The organism is Halanaerobium polyolivorans (assembly GCF_020711195.1).
Classification (GTDB): Bacteria; Bacillota; Halanaerobiia; order Halanaerobiales; family Halanaerobiaceae; genus Halanaerobium; species Halanaerobium polyolivorans.
Genome location: NZ_JAJFAT010000008.1, coordinates 102,543 through 121,965, shown reverse-complemented (window position 1 = coordinate 121,965; position 19,423 = coordinate 102,543). Strand labels below are relative to the sequence as shown.

The following is a 19,423-nucleotide window of genomic DNA, read 5'->3' as shown; positions in this document are numbered from 1 at the left end:
CGAACACAAAAGTTAAGTCCTCCAGCGCCTATGGTACTGCATTGGTAACGATGTGGGAGAGTAGGTCTCTGCCGGATCCTTTTTATACTCCCCGATAGCTCAGTTGGTAGAGCAGGTGACTGTTAATCATCTTGTCGCAAGTTCGAGTCTTGCTCGGGGAGCCATTTAATTATTAAGACCCTTTTGGGGTCTTTTTTTTGTTTTTTTGTAATAAATTACTTGCATTTTTTTATAAATGTAGTATTATATATACAAAGGTCAAAATAAGTCAAAGTTAGGAGGGGTAGTTGTGTCAAGTTTATCTGATCAAATTGAAAGATATTTAAGAAGACAAATCAAAAAATATCAAGGTAAAGTAAAAATAAAGAGGAACCAATTGGCTGAAAATTTTGATTGTGCCCCTTCACAGATTAATTATGTTTTAGACACCCGTTTTACTGTAGAAAATGGCTATGTTGTTGAAAGCCAGCGTGGTGGTGGAGGCTTTATCAGAATTATTAAAGTAACTCTTGACTCTGATAAAGAAGTAATTCAAAATGTTATCAGTAAATTAAATGGGGCAATCAGTCAACGTGAAGCTAATGGAATAATCAACAGGCTTTATGATAATGATTTAATCTCAAAAAGAGAACATTATTTAATGGAAATGGCTGTTCATCGAAGTGTTTTAGATATTTCGCTTCCTGAAAGAGACTATTTAAGAGGAAGAATTTTAAAAAATATGTTAGAAGTAATCTTTAAACTGAAGGAGGAGTAGCTATGCTCTGTGATAATTGTCAGGAGAATGATGCAATAGTTCACCTGACAAGAATTATTAATGGGAAAAAAGAAGAGATTCATTTATGTGAAGATTGTGCTAAAAAAAGCAATAAATTCAAATTAGATTCTTTTAACAATATTAGCTTTCAGAGCATGCTTTCTGCAATTTTAAATGAAAATGATAGCAGTGATAGTTCTTTTATGAATAATAATTTAAATAATAACAATTGTAATAGTTGTGGTTTAAATTATAGTGAGTTTACTAAAAGTGGAGAATTTGGCTGTGCAGATTGCTATCTTGAATTTGAAGATGAGCTAGAAACACTTTTCAAAAGAATCCATGGTAATAAAAGACATACTGGTAAAAAGCCAGCTAATATAGAAGCTGAAAAAGAATTTCAAGCAGAAATTGATCATTTAAAAGCTGAGATGGAATCTGCAGTTGAAGATGAAAGATTCGAAGATGCTGCAGAAATTAGAGATGAAATCCATGAAATTAAAAAAAGCATGGAGGAAGATATTGATGAATCAAAAAATATTTGATAATAATTGGCTAGTTGAAAGTGGAGATGAAAAAGATGTAGTTTTAATTTCTAGAATTAGATTAGCTCGCAACTTAAAAAATCATCATTTCCCAAACAAAGCTTCAATAGTTGAAAAAGAAGAGATTATCGAACAACTACAAAACAATTTATCATTTTTAGAAAGCGAAAACTTTCATTTTTTTAAAATGGAAGAATTCAGTGCTTTAGAAAGAGATGTTCTGCAGGAAAAAAATTTGATCAGCAAGTGTCATTCCGAAAATATTGAGGGAAAAGCACTTATTTTAAATAATAAATTGCATCTTTCAACTATGATTAATGAAGAAGACCATTTGCGGATTCAGGTTTTTGGATCAGGGCTTGATTTTTCTACTATCTGGCAGGTTGCGGATCAGTTTGATGATCAAATTGAATCAGAAGTTGAATACGCTTTTTCTAATAAATGGGGTTATTTAACTTCCTGTCCTACCAATGTTGGGACAGCTTTAAGGGCTTCAGTAATGTGCCATTTGCCTGCTTTAGTTTTAAGTGAGCGAATCAACGAGGTACTTGGAGCAGTTGGTAAATTTGGTTTAACTGTTAGAGGTGTTTCTGGTGAAGGTAGTGGCTCTGCTGGAGAGCTTTTTCAAATTTCAAATCAAATAACCTTAGGTTATACTGAAAAAGAAATAATAGATAATTTAAAAAGTATTATTTTACAGATTATTCGTGAAGAAAGAAGAAGTAGACTTTATTTAGTAAATAAAAATTATGATAAACTAAAAGACAATGTATTGAGATCTTTAGGGATTTTAAAATATGCTCACCGGCTTAAAGAAAATGAAGCTTTAAACTTTCTTTCAAAAGTTAAGTTTGGCCTTGACAGTGGTTTAATAGAAGAAGATATTAATAAAAATATATTTAGTGAGTTGATCTTTAAAATTAGAACAGCTCATTTACAACTAAATAATTATAATAGTCAAGAAGAATTAGATATAAAAAGAGCAGAATTAATAAGAAATAGCTTATAATATAAGGAGTGATCAGATAATGTTCGCGAAATTTACAGAAAGAGCGAGAAAAGTATTGAGTATAGCTGAGCAGGAAGCCCTTAAGTTAAAACACAGTTATGTGGGTACAGAGCATATTTTGTATGGTTTAATTGCTGAAGGACAGGGTATTGCTGCCCGAGCTTTAATAGATAATGGTATTAGCAGAGATATTGTGGAGAACAAAATAGAGGATATGATTGGTAAAGGTCAAAATGAAGTTAAAGGTTCTATTGGTTTGACTCCCAGGAGCAAAAAGGTCTTGAATCTTGCAATGGATGAGGCCAGAAAGATGGGCCATAATTATATTGGTACAGAACATCTTCTCTTAGGTTTGATTAGAGAAGGTGAGGGAGTAGCTGTTAGAATTTTAATGGACCTAAACAGTGATATTAAAAATATCAAAGAAGAAGTGGTTGATTTATTAGGTGGCAAAAATGCGGTGCAGAAGAAATCCAAATCCACAAATAGAAAGACTAAAAACCTTGATGAATACAGCCGTGACTTAACAGATATGGCAAGAGAAAATAAATTAGATCCTGTTATCGGCAGAGATAAAGAAATTAATCGTGTTATACAGGTTCTCAGCAGAAGAACAAAAAACAATCCAGTCTTAATCGGAGAGCCTGGAGTAGGAAAAACTGCAATAATTGAAGGCTTAGCTCAAATGATAGTCAGTGAAAATGTACCTGAATTATTATTAAATAAACGAGTTGTTTCACTTGATTTAAGTTCACTTGTAGCAGGTTCTAAGTACAGAGGTGAATTTGAACAGCGTTTAAAAGCAGTAATGAACGAGATAATTGAAAGTGGAGAGATCATCTTATTTATTGATGAAATGCATACCTTAGTTGGAGCAGGAGCAGCTGAAGGAGCAATAGATGCTGCGAATATTTTAAAGCCAGCTTTAGCCAGAGGTGAACTACAGGCTGTTGGTGCTACAACTTTAGATGAGTATCGAAAATATATCGAAAAAGATGCTGCCTTAGAAAGAAGATTTCAATCAGTTTTGGTTGAGGAAAACTCGGTTGAAGAAGCAATTGACATTTTAAAAGGACTGCGTGATCCTTATGAGGCTCATCATAAAGTGGAGATTACTGATCAAGCAATAGCAGATGCGGTAGTTTTATCTCATCGCTATATATCAGATAGATTTTTACCTGATAAAGCGATCGATCTAATTGATGAAGCAGCATCTAAGGTTAGATTAAGTAATAGTACCAGACCACCTGAATTTAAAGAGTTAAGCAAAAAATTAGAAGAAGCAGAAAAAGAAAAAGAAGCTGCTGTCAAAAACCAAGAGTTTGAAAAAGCAGCAAGAATGAGAGATAAAGAGAAAAAACTAAAAAAAGAATTAGAAGAGCTAAAAACATCCTGGGATAATGAAAAAGGAAAAGCAGAGGCTGTTGTGACACCCGAAGATATTGCGGAAATAGTTTCTAGCTGGACAGGTATACCTGTTACCAAGTTAGAAGAGGCCGAAACTGCTCGTCTGCTCAGGCTTGAAGAAGAACTACACAAAAGAGTTATTGGTCAGGATGAAGCAATTACAGCAGTTTCTGAAGCTGTAAGAAGAGCCAGAGCTGGATTAAAAGATCCCAAAAGACCAATTGGTTCTTTCATATTCTTAGGACCTACTGGAGTAGGGAAAACAGAGCTAGCTAAAACACTTGCTGAAACGATGTTTAATGACGAAGATGCAATGATAAGAGTAGATATGTCTGAATATATGGAAAAACATTCTGTTTCTCGTCTGGTCGGTTCCCCTCCGGGTTATGTTGGTCATGATGAAGGAGGTCAACTTACAGAACCAGTCAGAAGAAGACCGTATTCTGTGGTATTATTTGATGAAATAGAAAAAGCACATCCAGATGTATTTAATGTACTTCTGCAGATCCTTGAAGATGGTGTTTTAACTGATACTCATGGTCGCAAAGTAGATTTCAAAAATACTATTGTGATTATGACATCAAATGTAGGTGCAGATTTTATTGAAAAACAATCACAGCTTGGCTTTAAAGCTGAAGCTGATGAAGAGTCCAATTATGAAAACATGAAAGAGAATGTAATCACCCATTTAAGAAAAACCTTTAGACCTGAATTTTTAAATCGTCTTGATGAAACCATTGTTTTCCATGCTTTAAACAAAGAGCATATTAAACAAATTGCAGATCTAATGCTTGATGATTTAAGAGAAAGGTTGGAGGAAAAAGAAATGGAGCTTGAAATTACAGAAGCTGCTAAAGAAAAGTTAGCAGAAGATGGTTATGATTCTGAATTTGGAGCCAGACCTTTAAGAAGAACAATTCAACGTCAAATCGAAAATGAATTATCAGTAAAAATACTTGATAAAGAAATTGGTGAAAATAGTAAGATTAAAGTCGATGTTGAAGCCGGAGAGTTTATATTTGAGACAGTTAAGAAAGCTGATAAAACAGCTGCTAAGGCTGAATAAATGTTTTCAAGTCCATCCATTCCAGACAGCTCATTAGCTTGTAAAATGCTGTAAAAAATGATATAATTGTAGATAAGAATTATGAAACTTTGCTCAAATCCTTCAATTAGGAGATAATTTTTATGGCAAAAGAAAAGCGCTTTTATATCTGTCAGGAATGTGGATATAAAACAGTAAATTGGATGGGTAAATGTTCCAGCTGTGGAGCCTGGAATAGTTTTAAAGAAAAAATTGAAAGCAAGGATAAAAATAAAGCTAAAAAAAATATTCTAAGAGAGGAGAAAAGCCCTCAGCCGATTACTAAAATCAATTCTGCAGTAAAACAGCGCCTTCAGACAAATATTGAAGAACTTGATAGGGTGCTTGGTGGTGGGGTTGTTTCTGGCTCTCTTATATTACTTGGTGGAGCCCCTGGTATTGGTAAATCAACACTAATACTTCAGGTGGCTTCTCTTTTTAGTCAAAAATATGGTAAAACACTTTATATGTCAGGGGAAGAATCTGCTCAGCAGATAAAAATGCGAGCTGAAAGATTAAATTGTTTAAATGAAAATCTAAATATTTTTGATGAAAGAGATTATTTAACTTTAGAAGATCACATTTCTGAGCACAAGGATTATTCCTTGATTGTAGTTGATTCAATTCAAACAGTACATATCCCAGAATTGGATGCTTCTCCTGGTAACTTAACCCAGATTAAAGAAGTGACCAATAGATTGTTAAAACTGGCTAAAACAACGTCTATTCCAATTATTTTAATCGGGCATGTTACTAAAGAGGGAGAATTAGCTGGACCAAGGGTTCTAGAACATCTGGTAGATACTGTACTTCAGTTTGAGGGAGATAACTATCATATGTATAGAATGTTAAGGGCAAAAAAAAATCGCTATGGCTCAACCAATGAGATTGGTGTTTTTGAAATGAAAGAAAATGGGATCAAAGAGGTTAGTAACCCTTCAAGTTTTTTTATCAATGAAAGACCAGCAGATGTTTCTGGTTCAATTATCACTCCTATTTTAGAAGGGAGCAGAGTGCTTTTAGTTGAACTACAGGCTCTGGTCACAGATGCTGCCTTTTCTTCCCCGCAAAGATTAACAAAGGGTGTTGATCATAAAAGGCTTTCCCTACTCCTAGCTGTTTTAGAAAAAAGACTCGGGGTTAATTTTAAAGACCAGGATGTAAATATGAATATAACTGGTGGGATTAATGTAGAGGAACCTGGTTTAGATCTTGCTATAGCTGCAGCAGTTATTTCCAGTTATCGTAATATAGCTATTAATAATAAAAGTGCTGTAATAGGTGAGATAGGACTTGCAGGTGAAGTAAGAGCAGTTAGTCAGATCAAAAAAAGGGTTAATGAACTTAAAAAACTTGGCTTTAAACATTGTGTAATTCCTGCTGGCAATCTAAAAAGTTTAAATTTTGATCCAGAGATTAAAATTGATGGAGTAAAAAATATTGCCGAATTTATAAAGATTATTTTAAAAAACAAATAACTAATCAAAATAATAAAAACTAAAAAATATCTAGGGGGTGATGCAATGGAGGAGATTGATGATAAGCTGCATGAGATTCTTAAAATCCTTGCTCCAGGAACAATATTAAGAGATGGTTTGGAGAATATTCTCCGGGCGCAAACAGGTGGTTTGCTTGTTATCAGTGATAAAGAAGAAGTGCTGGATCTGGTCAATGATGGGTTTCGAATCGATGCTTCTATAACTCCGGCAAGATTATATGAACTTGCAAAAATGGATGGCGCAATAGTATTAGACCAAGATGCAGAAAATATTTTATTTGCCAATGCCCAGCTTATTCCTGATCCTACTATAGAATCTTCTGAAACAGGTACCCGACATAAAACAGCAGAGCGTGTAGCTCGTCAGACAGGTGAACTGGTAATAGCTATTTCACAGCGGCGCTCTATAATTACGATTTATAAAAAGGATTCAAAACATATTTTAGAAGACATTAGGGTTGTGCTTGTTAAAGCAAATCAAGCTATACAGACTTTAGATAAATACCGCTCGGTATTTGATCAGGCATTAACAAATCTCAGTGCCCTTGAGTTTGAAGATTTAGTGACCGTTTCTGATGTTGTAACTGTAATTCAGAGAACCGAAATGGTATTAAAAATTCAGCGGGAAATAGAAAAATATATTGCCGAATTAGGATCAGAAGGCCGTTTGATTAAAATGCAGTTAGAAGAGCTGGTCAGCAATGTTGAAGAAGAAGGTTTGCTTTTAATAGAAGACTATATTTCTCAAGAATTAGAAGCAGATTTAAGTCATCCTGAAGAAGTTTTAGAAAGTTTAACAGATTGGTCTTCAGATGAAATATTAACTCTTAATACAATCAGTAAAGCTCTTGGTTATAGTGGCAGTGTAAATACACTTGATGAATCAGTATCACCCAGGGGTTATAGGATTTTAAAGAAAATACCCAGACTGCCGATGCCGGTAATCGAAAATTTAGTTGAGGAATTTAATGACCTACAGGCCATTATAAGGGCATCAGTCGATGAACTAGATGATGTAGATGGAATTGGTGAAGTAAGAGCTCAAGCAATTAAAGATGGATTAAGAAGACTAAGAGATCAGGTTTTATTGGATAGGCATATTTAATTTTGGCACGCATAATAACTTAAATTCTTTAAAAGCTGCATAAATTGACTGCCGCTTTTTGAGATGATATAATTGTAAGGTGGATTTTTATTGCTTTCACAAAAGAGGAGTGGGTAAGATGTATAAAATAGGCGATAAAGTCGTTTATCCAAATCATGGTGCTGGTACAATTGTAGGTATTGAAACCAAAACTATTTTGGATGAAAAAAAGAAATACTATATAATGAAATTACCTATAGGAGAAATGAAGGTAATGATTCCTGTCGATAAAATTGACAAAATAGGGATTAGGGATGTTATTTCTGAACAAAAGGCTGATGATGTATTTAAACTTTTAAATGGTGAGAAAAGCAAGATGTCACAAAACTGGAACAGACGTTATAGGGCTAATCAAGAAAAACTAAAGACTGGCGATATTTTTGAAGTTGCTGAAGTTGTAAGAAACCTAAGTATTAGAGATAGAGAAAAAGGTTTATCAACTGGTGAAAAAAAGATGCTCAGCAATGCAAGAAAAATATTGATTAGTGAATTAGTTCTGGCTAAAGATATGGATGAAGAAGAAATTGCTGAAAAAATGGATGATCTCTTTATTCTAGACGAAGAAGATCTTGAGTCATAAATCAAAAACACTCTTGTCTGGAAGGGGGTGAGAGATCATGTTGAAAAAGATAATGCGCTATATATTCGCTATTTTTGGAGGTATTATAGCTTATCATCTGGTTGATATTTTTGGCCTGGCCACAGAATATCAATTTAGCTGGCAGAATATAGGTGATTTTTTCTTAACAACGCAGTTTTTTGCTGTGTTGCTGGGTTTTTTGCTGGGTTATTTTATTATATTTTATGCTTTAAATCAACTGCTTAATTTTATTATGGATTTTGAAGTCAAAGTTAAAGATATAACCTGGAAAAAAATTGTTATTGCAATTATTGGACTAATTATTGGTCTTATTATTGGTGCTATTATAAATTTTGTATTTTCTATTCCTAATATTCCACGTATAGGTATGCCTTTACAGATACTAATTAACATCACCTTTACCTATATGGGTTTTGCTCTTGCAATTCATAAAGAAAAAGAAATAAGCTCTTTTCTATTTCAGAGTAATAAAGAAAATCTTGATTTTACTAAAGCTAAAAAAACTGGAAGTGACAAGATTCTAGATACAAGTGTAATTATAGATGGAAGAATTTTTGATATTTGTAAAACTGGTTTTATTGAAGGTAATTTTATTATTCCTGAATTTGTTTTAGAAGAGCTGCAGCATATTGCTGATTCTTCTGATGATTTAAAAAGAAATCGCGGCAGAAGAGGGCTTGATATTTTAAGACAAATGCAAAATGATGTTAAAATAAAGGTTAAAATTATTGATGCCGACTTTGATGAAATATCTGAAGTTGACAGTAAACTTGTTAGATTAGCTAAAAATTTGGATGCTAAAGTACTGACAAATGACTATAATTTAAATAAAGTTGCAGAACTGCAGGGAGTTAATGTGCTAAATATTAACGAGCTTGCCAATGCGGTTAAACCTGTTGTGCTGCCTGGAGAACAGATGGATGTAAAAGTTATCAAAGAAGGAAAAGAAAATGGTCAGGGAGTTGCTTATCTTGACGATGGAACAATGATTGTTATTGAAGATGGGGTTAAATATATCGGAGATGATGTTTCGGTTCTTGTAACCAGTATTCTCCAAACAGCAGCTGGACGAATGATTTTTGCTCGTCCAAAAACAAATTAAAGAGGATGGTCTTAATATGAACAAAGTAGGAGTTGTTATTGCTGCTGCTGGTCAGGGAAAAAGAATGGGTCATAATATAAACAAACAATTTTTACCTCTGCTTGGCAAACCCATTTTATATTATACTATTAAAGCTTTTGCAGATTGGGGTAAAGCAGCAGAAATTGTAATTGTGCTTAACAATAAAGAAATAGATTATTTTAAAAAGAAAATTAAAGCACTGTTTTCTTATTCTGCCCAAAAGAATTTGTCTTTAGTATCAGGAGGTAAGAGCAGAAAAGAATCGGTTTATAATGGTATTAGCTCTTTAAATGACAATATTTCTTATGTATTAATTCATGATGGGGCAAGACCTTTGATTAAAAAATTTTTAATTGAATCTACCTATCAGGCTGTAAAAAAGCATAAAGCAGTTAGCTGTGGGGTAAAAGTTAAAGACACAATTACACTTGTTGAAGACTCAATTTCTCAGCAAACTCTAAATCGAGATAAACTTCGTGCAATTCAGACCCCACAAGCATTTGAGCTGGATTTAATAAAAAAAGCACATCATAGTTATGATAAAGATAAAGCCCTTGATGATGCTTCTTTAGTAGAATTACTTGGGGAAAAAGTCTATATAGTTGATGGAGATTATAATAATCTCAAAATTACCACTGCAGAGGACTTAAAACCTGCCGAGGTAATTTTAAAGGAGAGAAGGTAATTGTTAAAAGTTGGATTTGGTTATGATAGTCATCGTTTGGTAAAGGGGAGAAAGCTGCTTTTAGGAGGGGTTGAAATCCCTTCTCAATTTGGCTTAAAAGGACACTCTGATGCAGATCTATTAATTCATGCATTAATTGATGCTCTGCTTGGAGCATTGGGTAAAGGAGATATTGGTACTCATTTTCCTGATGATGATCCTGAATATAAAGATATCAGCAGTTCAAAACTGCTTAAAAAGATTGTTTTAGAAGTTAAGGCTGAAAAATATTTGATAAATAATTGTGATCTACAAATTGTTGCAGAAAAACCTAAACTACAAAGTTATAGAGAAAAGATAGTAAATTCTCTGGCTGAAGATTTAGAGATTTCTAAAGCTAAAATTAACTTTAAGGCAACAACTAATGAAAAAATGGGTTTTGTTGGACGTGAAGAAGGAATGGCAGCTTATGCTGTTGTTAGTTTAATTGAGAAGAAATTATGGGATTTCTATAATTCCATAGAAGGAGGAGAGTAGACTGATGATGTTAGTTAAAGATATAATGACTGCTAATCCATTTACAATTAATCCAGATGCAACTATCATGGAAGCAGAGAAAATTTTATCAATAAATAAAATCGGAAGACTTTTAGTAGTAGATAATGGGGATTTAGTGGGTATGCTTACAGATGGTGATATAATTTCTGAAAAAGATCTTCAAGCACCAGTTGAAGATTTTATGTCCGAAGATTTAATTATTATCAATGAAAAAAAGACCGTTCAGGATGCAGCTAAAAAAATCTCTGATAATCATATAGGAGGTCTGCCTGTTTTTAATGATAAACAGGAGCTGGTTGGAATTGTAACCTCTGAAGATATTGTTTATGGATACTTAAAAGATGAGGAAGCAGAGATGGAGATAGAAAAGAAAACTATTACTCCAGAAAGTTCTGCGATTTATCTATCTATGACTAGAAGCAGAGATTATGAAGAATATTGGTTAAAAAAAATCCAGGGTTATGGATACAGGGGTGCAATAACCCAAACAGGAGCAAGTGCAGAAAAGCTGCCTATAAAACTGCGTGAAAGCACAACTGTTGCTGCAATTGCCAGAGGAGTTATTAATGAAAATGCCAGAGAAAAAATGGCTATTTCTAATGCAGTTAAAGATGCCTACAGTCAGTTAGCACTTGTCAATCCGGGCCTTGGTGGTGGTTTTAAAATTGCCGTTGTAAGAGGTGAAGGCCATGTTTCTGTAGCTATTTTTGGCAAATTTGGCCATGCTCTGGTTGATGGACCTGAACATCTGACTGTTGGAACAAGTGTTATTTAATATTTCTTAGGGAGGAATTTATTATAATGGATAATATAAGGTTGCGTTTTCCACCCAGTCCAACTGGGAAAATACATATTGGAAATATGAGGACTGCTCTGTTTAATTGGTTGGTTGCAGAGCAAAAAGGTGGAGAATTAGTTTTAAGAATAGAAGATACTGATCAAGCTAGATCTAGCAAAGAATTTGAAGAAATAATAATCCGTGAAATGCAGTGGTTAGGTCTTGATGCTGATGAAGGGGTTGGACTTGGTGGTGAATATGGTCCCTATCGTCAGACCGAAAGACTTGATATCTATCAAAAATACGGAGAAAAATTGTTAGAATCTGGTAGTGCATATAAATGCTACTGCACTCAAGCTGAACTAGAGGAAATGCGAAAAAAAGCAGCGGAAAATGATAAAATGCCACGCTATGATGGCAGCTGCCGCAATCTTAGCCAAAAAGAAAAAGAAGCGTATGAAGCTGAAGGTAGAGATTATGTATTAAGATTTAAGATGCCTGAAGAAGAAAGAACTATTGTTGTTGATGATATTATTCGAGGTAAAGTTGAATTTAAAAGTTCAGTTTTAGATGATTTTATAATTTTTAAATCAGATGGGATGGCAACTTATAATTTTGCAGTAGTTATTGATGATGCTTTAATGAAGATCTCCCATGTGATTAGAGGAGAAGATCATTTATCTAATACTCCTAAACAAATCATGCTTTATGAGGCGCTTAGTTTTGAGCTGCCTGAATTTGCACATTTACCATTAATTTTAGATGAGAATAAAGCAAAGCTTAAAAAGCGAAGTAAAGACTCTGTTTATGTAGGTGAGTTTAGAGAACAGGGGTATTTACCAGAAGCTTTATTTAACTTTATGGCCCTTTTAGGTTGGTCAAGTGGTGATGAAGAAGAAATTTTATCAAAAGAAGAAATTGTTGCTCGCTTTGCACTTGAAGATGTAAATAAAAGTGGAGCGGTTTTTGATAGAGAAAAATTAAATTGGATGAATGCTAAATATATTAGAGCTGCAGAGCTGCCGAGAATAGTTGAGCTTTCAATACCCTTTTTGATTGAAAGTGATTTGATTGATAAAGATTATGCTGAAGAAAATAGAGATTGGTTAGCTAAAGTAATTGATGAAGCAAGAACAGGTGTTGATTATCTTGCTCAAATACCAACCGAAGCAGAACTATTTTTAACAGATATTCAATTCGAAGATCAAGCAGCAGCAGCAGAAGAATTTAGTGGTGAAGATGTTAAATTGGTTTTTGAGTCTTTAAAAGAAAAATTATATGCAAAAAAAGAATTAACTCCTGAGAGGGTAGCAGAGATTTTCAAAGAACTAAAAAATGAATTAGATGTAGGTGGTCGAACAATTTATCATCCAACTAGACTAGCAATTACCGGTAAAGGATCTGGCCCAGAAATGACAAGTGTAATTTCAATTTTTGGAGCAGATGAAGTTGCCAAGCGGCTTGATAGTGCTCTTCAATTGGCCGAATAAAAGAATAATTAAAGAGTCTTTTCTTGAAAATAGAGAAGGCTCTTTTTAGAATATTGAGAAGAATATTTTAGCCAGAAAGGAGTGAAGTAAATGTTAAAGGTTTATAATACCTTAAATAATAAAAAAGAAAAATTTGAAACAGTAGAACCTGGTCTGGTGAGGATGTATGTCTGTGGTTTAACAGTACAAAATTACTCACACATAGGCCACATTAGAAGTGCAATCAATTATGATGTCATTCGCCGTTATTTAGAATATCAAGGTTATGAAGTAGAATACATTTCTAATTTTACTGATATTAACGAAAAAATTGTTAAAAGAGCCGAAGAAGAGGGGATGACTGCAGCAGAGCTTGCAGATAAATATGCCAATGCTTTTTTAGAAGATATTAGATCTTTTAATATTAAAGCAGCAGATCAGTATTTGCGGGTGAGCGAAAATATTGATGAAATCATAGAGATGGTATCTACCCTAATCGAAAAAAATTATGCTTATGCAATTAATGGAGATGTTTACTTTAGTGTAGATAGCTTTGAAGATTATGGTAAACTTTCCGGTAGGTCACTTGAGGATATGCAGGCAGGGGCCAGGATTGCAGTTAACGAAGATAAGAGAAATCCCTTAGATTTTGCTCTCTGGAAAAAGGTAGAGGAAGGAGAAGGTTGGGATAGCCCTTGGGGTGAAGGTTGGCCGGGCTGGCATATTGAATGCTCAGCAATGTCTATGAAAAGATTAGGGGCAACTTTTGATATTCATGGTGGAGGAGTAGATCTAATCTTCCCTCATCATGAAAATGAAATAGCTCAATCTGAAGCTTACAGCGGTCAGAAATTTGTTAAATATTGGCTGCATAATGGAACTGTTAATCTGAGTGGAGAAAAAATGTCTAAATCACAGGGCAACTTTTTTACCAGTCGAGAAGTTTTAAAAGAATTTCCAGCTCAGGTAATTAGATATTTCTTATTAACAAGACATTACAGAAGTCCTATCGATTTTTCATATGAGAAATTAGAAGAAGCAGAAACTTCACTGAATAGATTAGCAAATACCCGCCAGGAGCTTGCCAAAGTTTTAAGTGGTGATATAGAATCATCTTCTGGTGATCAGTTAGACAAAGAATTTTTAGAAAAAACTAAAGAAAAAAGAAGTGAATTCAAAAAAGCACTTGATGATGATTTTAATACTGCAGAAGCAATAGGTGTTTTACATGATTTTGTGGGAGAAATTAATTCTTATATAAATCGTTCTGATTTCAGCCTCAATGAGAAAAACTTTTCTATTTTAGAAGAAAGTGAAGAATTGTTTTTAGAATTAGCTGCTGTTTTAGGTCTTAAATTTTCAGTAGAAAAGGGCAAAACTAAAGATGATGGTTTAGTTGAACCTTTAATTGAACTATTACTTGAGTTAAGGCAAAAAGCTAGAGATAACAATAACTGGGAAGAGGCCGACTTAATCAGAGATCAACTTAAAGAAATCGGGATTGAGGTAACTGATACTCAAAGAGGAACCGAATGGGAAATTGTTCAAACAGAAGAGGAGAATTAAGATGCAGGTAAAGCCAAAGGCTAAACTGATCGATTATAGTGAAAATCCGGAAAGAAATGTAGCAATTGCTGCTAGACTATGTTATTCCAAAGCTGGGGCAGAAGAACTGGAAGAGAAGATGTCACAGGAAGAAATGAACAATCTGGTTAGAAAAGTCGTTTCACTGGGTCATCATTCCACTTTAGAACATAGCTACTTTTATTTTCATATTGTCTGCAGTCGGGTGGCAAGTCATCAGCTTGTCAGACAGAGAGTAGGAACATCATACAGTCAGCGCTCTCAACGTTATGTTAAAGAAGATGATTTTGATTATATTACACCTCCCAAAATAGCTAAAAACGAAAAAGCAGCTGCAGAATATGAAGAGTGGATGGAAAAAGGCCGCAAAATCTATAATAAAATGCTGGAGCAAGATATTCCAGCTGAAGATGCCCGCTTTGTTTTGCCAACAGTTAAAACAAATCTGATGGTATCATATAATGCCCGCTCTCTTTATCATTTTTTTAGTTTGCGCTGCTGTACCAGAGCTCAATGGGAAATTAGAACTCTGGCCAATCAAATGTTAAAACAGGTTAAAGAAGTATCACCTGTTCTTTTTGAAAAAGCAGGAGCTCCCTGTATTGCAGAAGCTTATTGCCCAGAAGGGGAAATGTCCTGTGGGCGGATTGAAAGAATAAAAAAAAGGAATGATAATTAATGCCAAGAATTGAAGGAAGAAATGCTGTTTATGAAGCACTTCGGGCCGGCAGGAAAATACACCGGATTTATATTAAAGAAAAGAGTTCTGCTGAGATCATAGATGAAATTTTAGAAATGGCTCAAAAAAACAATATACCAATTACCAGAATTTCGAATAAAAAATTATCTGAAACTGCTCGTTCACATGCTCATCAGGGTATAATTGCAGAAGCCGATCATTTAAAAGAATATGATATCAATGATATAATAAAGATCAAAGCAGAAAAAGATGGTGATTCCCTGATTATCATCTTGGATGAAATAAAAGATCCTCATAACTTTGGAGCCATAATTAGAACTGCTTATGCTGCTGGAGCAGATGCAGTTGTTTATCAGGATAGAAGGGCAGTTGATATTACTCCGGTTGTTTTAAAAGCTGCGGCAGGTGCAGCAGAACATTTACCACTGGTCAAAGTTTCTAATATCAATTATGCTATTAAAGCACTTAAAGATGCCCATTATTGGGTTGTAGGTGCAGATGCAGCAGCAGAAAAAAGTCATTTTGCTGCAGATTTTTCTGGCTCAACAGCACTTGTGATTGGTAGTGAAGGTAGTGGCTTAAGAAGACTTGTTAGAGAGAATTGTGATTTTTTAGTTAAGATTCCAATGAAGGGTCAGCTAGGCTCTCTAAATGCTTCAGTTGCAGCTGCAGTTATAATTTATGAAATTTTCCGTCAGGAAGAAAAAGATAATTCTTGACGAAAGTTTTTTAAACAAGTATAATAGATTATGTAATGGATAAGGGAGGGATTCTGCTTGAAAATGAATGCTCATGAACTTAACTTTGATGATATTACTATGGAAGAGTATAAACAGATGAGCGATGATGAGCTTGTCGAACTGGTTCACCAGGGAGATATGGAAGCTCAAGAAACCCTAATTAGAAGATATAAAAACTTTGTCTTAGCTAAATCAAGATCATATTTCTTAGTTGGGGCAGATAGGGAAGACATTGTTCAGGAAGGTATGATTGGTCTTTACAAAGCTGTGCGAGATTATAAGATTGAAAGACTTGCTTCATTTAGAGCTTTTGCTGAACTCTGTATTACAAGGCAGATAATTACTGCTATTAAGGCTGCAACTCGCCAAAAACATCAGCCGCTTAATACCTATATATCTTTAAACAAACCTATTTATGATGAAGAATCTGATAGAACCCTGCTTGATGTACTTAAAGGGGGTAAACTTTCAAATCCAGAATCACTATTTATCAGCAATGAAACATATGACTTAATAGAATCAGAAATATCATCTATGTTAAGTGATTTAGAGTTCGATGTATTACAGGAATACTTAGATGGTAAATCTTATCAAAAAATTGCGGATACCCTTGACAAACATGTTAAATCAGTTGATAATGCTTTACAGAGAGTAAAAAGAAAATTAGAAGTCTTTCTAGAAAAAAATGATATCTAGAAAATACTTCTGATTTTAATAAATATAAACTGTTATTTTTTAAATGACAGTAAACGGCCTGCAGCCGACAGGCCTTTTTTATGGATTTTTATTCGGAAAGTTAAAAAAGGAAAAGTTAAATTTTTAAGGGGGAAGAAAACCAATGGCAAAAGAGAAATTTGAAAGAACCAAACCACATGTTAACATAGGAACAATAGGCCATGTTGACCATGGGAAGACAACACTGACAGCGGCAATCACAACAGTGCTGGCAAACTACGGTGGAGCAGAAGTAAGGGCATTTGATACAATTGATAATGCACCAGAAGAAAAAGAAAGAGGAATCACAATAGCAACAGCTCACGTAGAGTATCAGACAGAAAACAGACACTATGCTCACGTAGATTGTCCAGGTCACGCAGATTATGTAAAGAACATGATCACAGGAGCAGCTCAGATGGATGGAGCGATCCTGGTAGTAAGTGCAGCCGATGGACCTATGCCTCAGACAAGAGAGCATATCCTGCTGGCAAGACAGGTAGGGGTACCAAGTATTGTAGTATTCCTAAACAAAGCAGATATGGTAGATGATGAGGAATTAATAGAGTTAGTAGAGATGGAAGTAAGAGAATTATTAGACGAATATGACTTCCCAGGAGACGATATTCCAGTGATAGTAGGTTCAGCTTTAAAAGCACTGGAAAATGGAGATCCACAAGGAGAATGGGGAAGCAAGATTATAGAATTAATGGAAGCAGTAGACAGCTACATTCCAGAACCACAAAGAGAAACAGACAAGCCATTTTTGATGCCTGTAGAAGATGTATTTTCAATTACAGGACGTGGAACAGTGGCGACAGGTCGTGTGGAAAGAGGAACCTTACATCCACAGGATGAGGTAGAAATAGTAGGAATCAAAGAAACAGAAACTACAGTAGTAACAGGAGTAGAGATGTTCCGTAAGTTACTGGATGAAGCGGTAGCAGGAGATAATATTGGAGCATTATTAAGAGGAGTAAAGAGAGAAGATATAGAAAGAGGACAGGTATTAGCAGAGCCTGGAAGTATAACACCTCATACAAAGTTTCATGCAGAGGTATATGTACTAAGTAAAGATGAGGGTGGAAGACACACACCATTTTTTGATGGATATAGACCTCAGTTTTACTTTAGAACAACAGATGTAACAGGAGATATTCATTTACCAGAAGGAGTAGACATGGTAATGCCGGGAGATAATATTGAGATGACAGGAGAGCTAATTACTCCAATAGCTATGGAAGAAGGACTACGTTTTGCAATTCGTGAAGGTGGTCATACAGTTGGAGCTGGAGTTGTGACCGAAATTATTGAGTAACTTAAAACTGCAGAGTTATTCTTAATTCAATTTACTTTAATTAAGTATAAAAACTTAAATTTAACTCAATAGACATGTGCAGGCCTTCTGCACATGTTTTTTTTCTAAATAATATTGACAATTGCCTTAAGATATGTTAAATTTATTAAGGCTATGAATAATTAAAATAATTATTAAAAACAAAGCAGAGCATGTTTAATCTAACTTTATTATATAGATTTAAAGAGGACTTGTTTGGCCGAGGAGGTGGATTTACGGTGAGAGAAATAATCACACTGGAATGTAATGAATGTAAGAATCGCAATTATTCTACCAAGAAAAACAAGAAAAACACAAAAGATAGACTGGAACTGAAAAAATATTGTAAGTTTTGCAAGGAGCATACCCTCCATCGTGAAACAAAGTAGATATACTTAATATTTTAAGTTGAGGAAGTGATTTAAAATGGCAAAAGAACTAGGGTTTTTTGGCAAAATAACTAAGTTTATTAAGCAGGTTAGAGGAGAGCTTAAAAAGGTTAATTGGCCAAACAAAAAAGAACTTACTTCAAATACTCTAGTAGTTATTTTAACGGTAATTGCTTTAATAATTTTTATTGGTATTATTGATTTAACACTGGCTAATATAATAACTCCACTTATTACTTGATTGAGGAGGTGAGGATTCTTAGCCGAATCCTTAAATATGACTGAAGAAAGCAAATGGTATGTTGTCCACACTTATTCTGGACATGAGAAAAAAGTTAAGGCAAATCTTGAAAAAAGAATAGCCAGTACCGGTATGGAAGATAATATTTTTCGTATTCTTGTTCCAACAGAAGAAAAAATCGAAAAGAAAAAGGGTAAAGACGAGGTTGTAAAAAAACGAATCTTTCCCGGCTATATTCTCCTGCAGATGGACTTAAATGATAAATCATGGTATGTTGTAAAAAACACACCAGGAGTTATCGGCTTTGTAAGTGGTGGTAATAAACCATTACCTGTAGAAAAAGACGAAATAGATAATATATTGCGGAGTATGGGAGAAAAAGCTAAAAAGGTAACAGTTGAATTTGAAGTTGGAGATCAAATTGTTGTAACTAGTGGACCTTTTGAAGATTTTGAAGGTATAGTAAAAGAAATTCATCCTGAACAGGGTAAGGTAAAGGTTTTAGTTTCAATGTTTGGCCGAGAAACACCTGTTGAGCTTGAATTTTCTCAAATTAAAACTACTTAAATAGATTGATAAATTTAGATATTATTATGGATGAAAGGGGTGTTTTAAGATGGCTAAGAGTGTTATGACTGTAATTAAATTACAAATACCTGGCGGACAGGCTAATCCTGCACCACCAGTTGGACCTGCTCTAGGACAGCATGGAGTAAATATCATGGAATTCTGTAAAGCATTTAATGCTAAAACACAGGAAAATCAGGGTACATTGATTCCGGTAGAAATTACCGTTTATCAAGATCGCAGCTTTGATTTTATTACTAAAACTCCACCAGCTGCAGTATTATTAAAACAGGCAGCAGGTATTGATACCGCTTCTGGAGAACCTAATGTAAATAAGGTTGCTACAGTAAGCAAAGATGCGGTTCAAAAGATTGCTGAAACAAAAATGCAGGATTTAAATGCAGGTAGTTTAGAAGCAGCAATGAGTATGATCGAAGGTACAGCAAGAAGTATGGGTATTTTGGTTGAATAATTATAATCAATTTATAGATTAAAACGTTTAAAATATGTGGGAG

The 19,423-nt window shown here is 34.3% G+C and carries 21 protein-coding genes, 1 tRNA gene and 1 rRNA gene; all 23 read left to right on the top strand.

What is annotated here, in order from left to right; translation table 11 throughout:
• Positions 1–77: ribosomal RNA gene (gene rrf, locus LJ207_RS12570) — 5S ribosomal RNA — on the top strand; the annotation flags it as partial.
• An 11-nt stretch (positions 78–88) separates the two neighbouring features.
• Positions 89–164, top strand: a tRNA-Asn gene (locus LJ207_RS07230).
• Between the two features lie 125 nt (positions 165–289).
• The gene (locus LJ207_RS07225; RefSeq protein WP_229345615.1) at positions 290–757 is read left to right on the top strand and encodes a CtsR family transcriptional regulator; all 468 of its coding nucleotides are present in this window, start codon (positions 290–292) and stop codon (positions 755–757) included.
• A 2-nt stretch (positions 758–759) separates the two neighbouring features.
• Positions 760–1,302: a UvrB/UvrC motif-containing protein gene (locus tag LJ207_RS07220; RefSeq protein WP_229345613.1), complete on the top strand. Its 543-nt coding sequence runs from the start codon at positions 760–762 to the stop codon at positions 1,300–1,302.
• Positions 1,283–2,311 (top strand): protein arginine kinase, encoded by a 1,029-nt coding sequence (locus LJ207_RS07215; protein WP_229345612.1) that lies wholly within the window; start codon positions 1,283–1,285, stop codon positions 2,309–2,311. The genes LJ207_RS07220 and LJ207_RS07215 overlap by 20 nt, the downstream gene beginning before the upstream one ends.
• 19 nt (positions 2,312–2,330) lie before the next feature.
• The gene (locus LJ207_RS07210; RefSeq protein ID WP_255666800.1) at positions 2,331–4,784 is read left to right on the top strand and encodes an ATP-dependent Clp protease ATP-binding subunit; all 2,454 of its coding nucleotides are present in this window, start codon (positions 2,331–2,333) and stop codon (positions 4,782–4,784) included.
• A gap of 122 nt (positions 4,785–4,906) precedes the next feature.
• The gene (gene radA / locus LJ207_RS07205; RefSeq protein ID WP_229345605.1) at positions 4,907–6,280 is read left to right on the top strand and encodes a DNA repair protein RadA; all 1,374 of its coding nucleotides are present in this window, start codon (positions 4,907–4,909) and stop codon (positions 6,278–6,280) included.
• 45 nt (positions 6,281–6,325) lie between these two features.
• Positions 6,326–7,405, top strand: a complete 1,080-nt coding sequence (gene disA, locus LJ207_RS07200; protein ID WP_229345603.1) for a DNA integrity scanning diadenylate cyclase DisA — start codon at positions 6,326–6,328, stop codon at positions 7,403–7,405.
• A 118-nt stretch (positions 7,406–7,523) separates the two neighbouring features.
• Positions 7,524–8,024 (top strand): CarD family transcriptional regulator, encoded by a 501-nt coding sequence (locus tag LJ207_RS07195; RefSeq protein ID WP_229345602.1) that lies wholly within the window; start codon positions 7,524–7,526, stop codon positions 8,022–8,024.
• A 37-nt stretch (positions 8,025–8,061) separates the two neighbouring features.
• Positions 8,062–9,147, top strand: coding sequence for a PIN/TRAM domain-containing protein (locus tag LJ207_RS07190; protein ID WP_229345600.1), 1,086 nt, complete (start codon positions 8,062–8,064; stop codon positions 9,145–9,147).
• Between the two features lie 16 nt (positions 9,148–9,163).
• On the top strand, positions 9,164–9,853 hold the full coding sequence (gene ispD, locus LJ207_RS07185) for a 2-C-methyl-D-erythritol 4-phosphate cytidylyltransferase (RefSeq protein ID WP_229345598.1): 690 nt from the start codon (positions 9,164–9,166) through the stop codon (positions 9,851–9,853).
• Positions 9,854–10,369 (top strand): 2-C-methyl-D-erythritol 2,4-cyclodiphosphate synthase, encoded by a 516-nt coding sequence (gene ispF / locus LJ207_RS07180; RefSeq protein WP_229345596.1) that lies wholly within the window; start codon positions 9,854–9,856, stop codon positions 10,367–10,369.
• Between the two features lie 4 nt (positions 10,370–10,373).
• The gene (locus LJ207_RS07175) at positions 10,374–11,165 is read left to right on the top strand and encodes a HutP family protein (protein ID WP_229345594.1); all 792 of its coding nucleotides are present in this window, start codon (positions 10,374–10,376) and stop codon (positions 11,163–11,165) included.
• A gap of 26 nt (positions 11,166–11,191) precedes the next feature.
• Positions 11,192–12,658: a glutamate--tRNA ligase gene (gene gltX, locus LJ207_RS07170; protein ID WP_229345587.1), complete on the top strand. Its 1,467-nt coding sequence runs from the start codon at positions 11,192–11,194 to the stop codon at positions 12,656–12,658.
• Positions 12,659–12,748: 90 nt separating this feature from the next.
• Positions 12,749–14,203: a cysteine--tRNA ligase gene (gene cysS / locus LJ207_RS07165; RefSeq protein WP_229345585.1), complete on the top strand. Its 1,455-nt coding sequence runs from the start codon at positions 12,749–12,751 to the stop codon at positions 14,201–14,203.
• 1 nt (position 14,204) lies between these two features.
• Positions 14,205–14,900: an FAD-dependent thymidylate synthase gene (gene thyX, locus LJ207_RS07160; protein ID WP_229345584.1), complete on the top strand. Its 696-nt coding sequence runs from the start codon at positions 14,205–14,207 to the stop codon at positions 14,898–14,900.
• Positions 14,900–15,640 (top strand): 23S rRNA (guanosine(2251)-2'-O)-methyltransferase RlmB, encoded by a 741-nt coding sequence (rlmB, locus tag LJ207_RS07155; RefSeq protein WP_229345582.1) that lies wholly within the window; start codon positions 14,900–14,902, stop codon positions 15,638–15,640. The genes thyX and rlmB overlap by 1 nt, the downstream gene beginning before the upstream one ends.
• A gap of 57 nt (positions 15,641–15,697) precedes the next feature.
• Positions 15,698–16,357: an RNA polymerase sporulation sigma factor SigH gene (gene sigH, locus LJ207_RS07150; protein ID WP_229345581.1), complete on the top strand. Its 660-nt coding sequence runs from the start codon at positions 15,698–15,700 to the stop codon at positions 16,355–16,357.
• A gap of 142 nt (positions 16,358–16,499) precedes the next feature.
• Positions 16,500–17,693 (top strand): elongation factor Tu, encoded by a 1,194-nt coding sequence (gene tuf, locus LJ207_RS07145; protein WP_229345560.1) that lies wholly within the window; start codon positions 16,500–16,502, stop codon positions 17,691–17,693.
• A gap of 257 nt (positions 17,694–17,950) precedes the next feature.
• The gene (rpmG, locus tag LJ207_RS07140; protein WP_013406424.1) at positions 17,951–18,100 is read left to right on the top strand and encodes a 50S ribosomal protein L33; all 150 of its coding nucleotides are present in this window, start codon (positions 17,951–17,953) and stop codon (positions 18,098–18,100) included.
• 37 nt (positions 18,101–18,137) lie between these two features.
• Positions 18,138–18,341 (top strand): preprotein translocase subunit SecE, encoded by a 204-nt coding sequence (gene secE, locus LJ207_RS07135; protein WP_229345579.1) that lies wholly within the window; start codon positions 18,138–18,140, stop codon positions 18,339–18,341.
• Positions 18,342–18,377: 36 nt separating this feature from the next.
• Positions 18,378–18,908, top strand: coding sequence for a transcription termination/antitermination protein NusG (nusG, locus tag LJ207_RS07130; RefSeq protein ID WP_229345577.1), 531 nt, complete (start codon positions 18,378–18,380; stop codon positions 18,906–18,908).
• 49 nt (positions 18,909–18,957) lie between these two features.
• Positions 18,958–19,380: a 50S ribosomal protein L11 gene (rplK, locus tag LJ207_RS07125; RefSeq protein ID WP_041595823.1), complete on the top strand. Its 423-nt coding sequence runs from the start codon at positions 18,958–18,960 to the stop codon at positions 19,378–19,380.
• Positions 19,381–19,423: the final 43 nt, after the last annotated feature.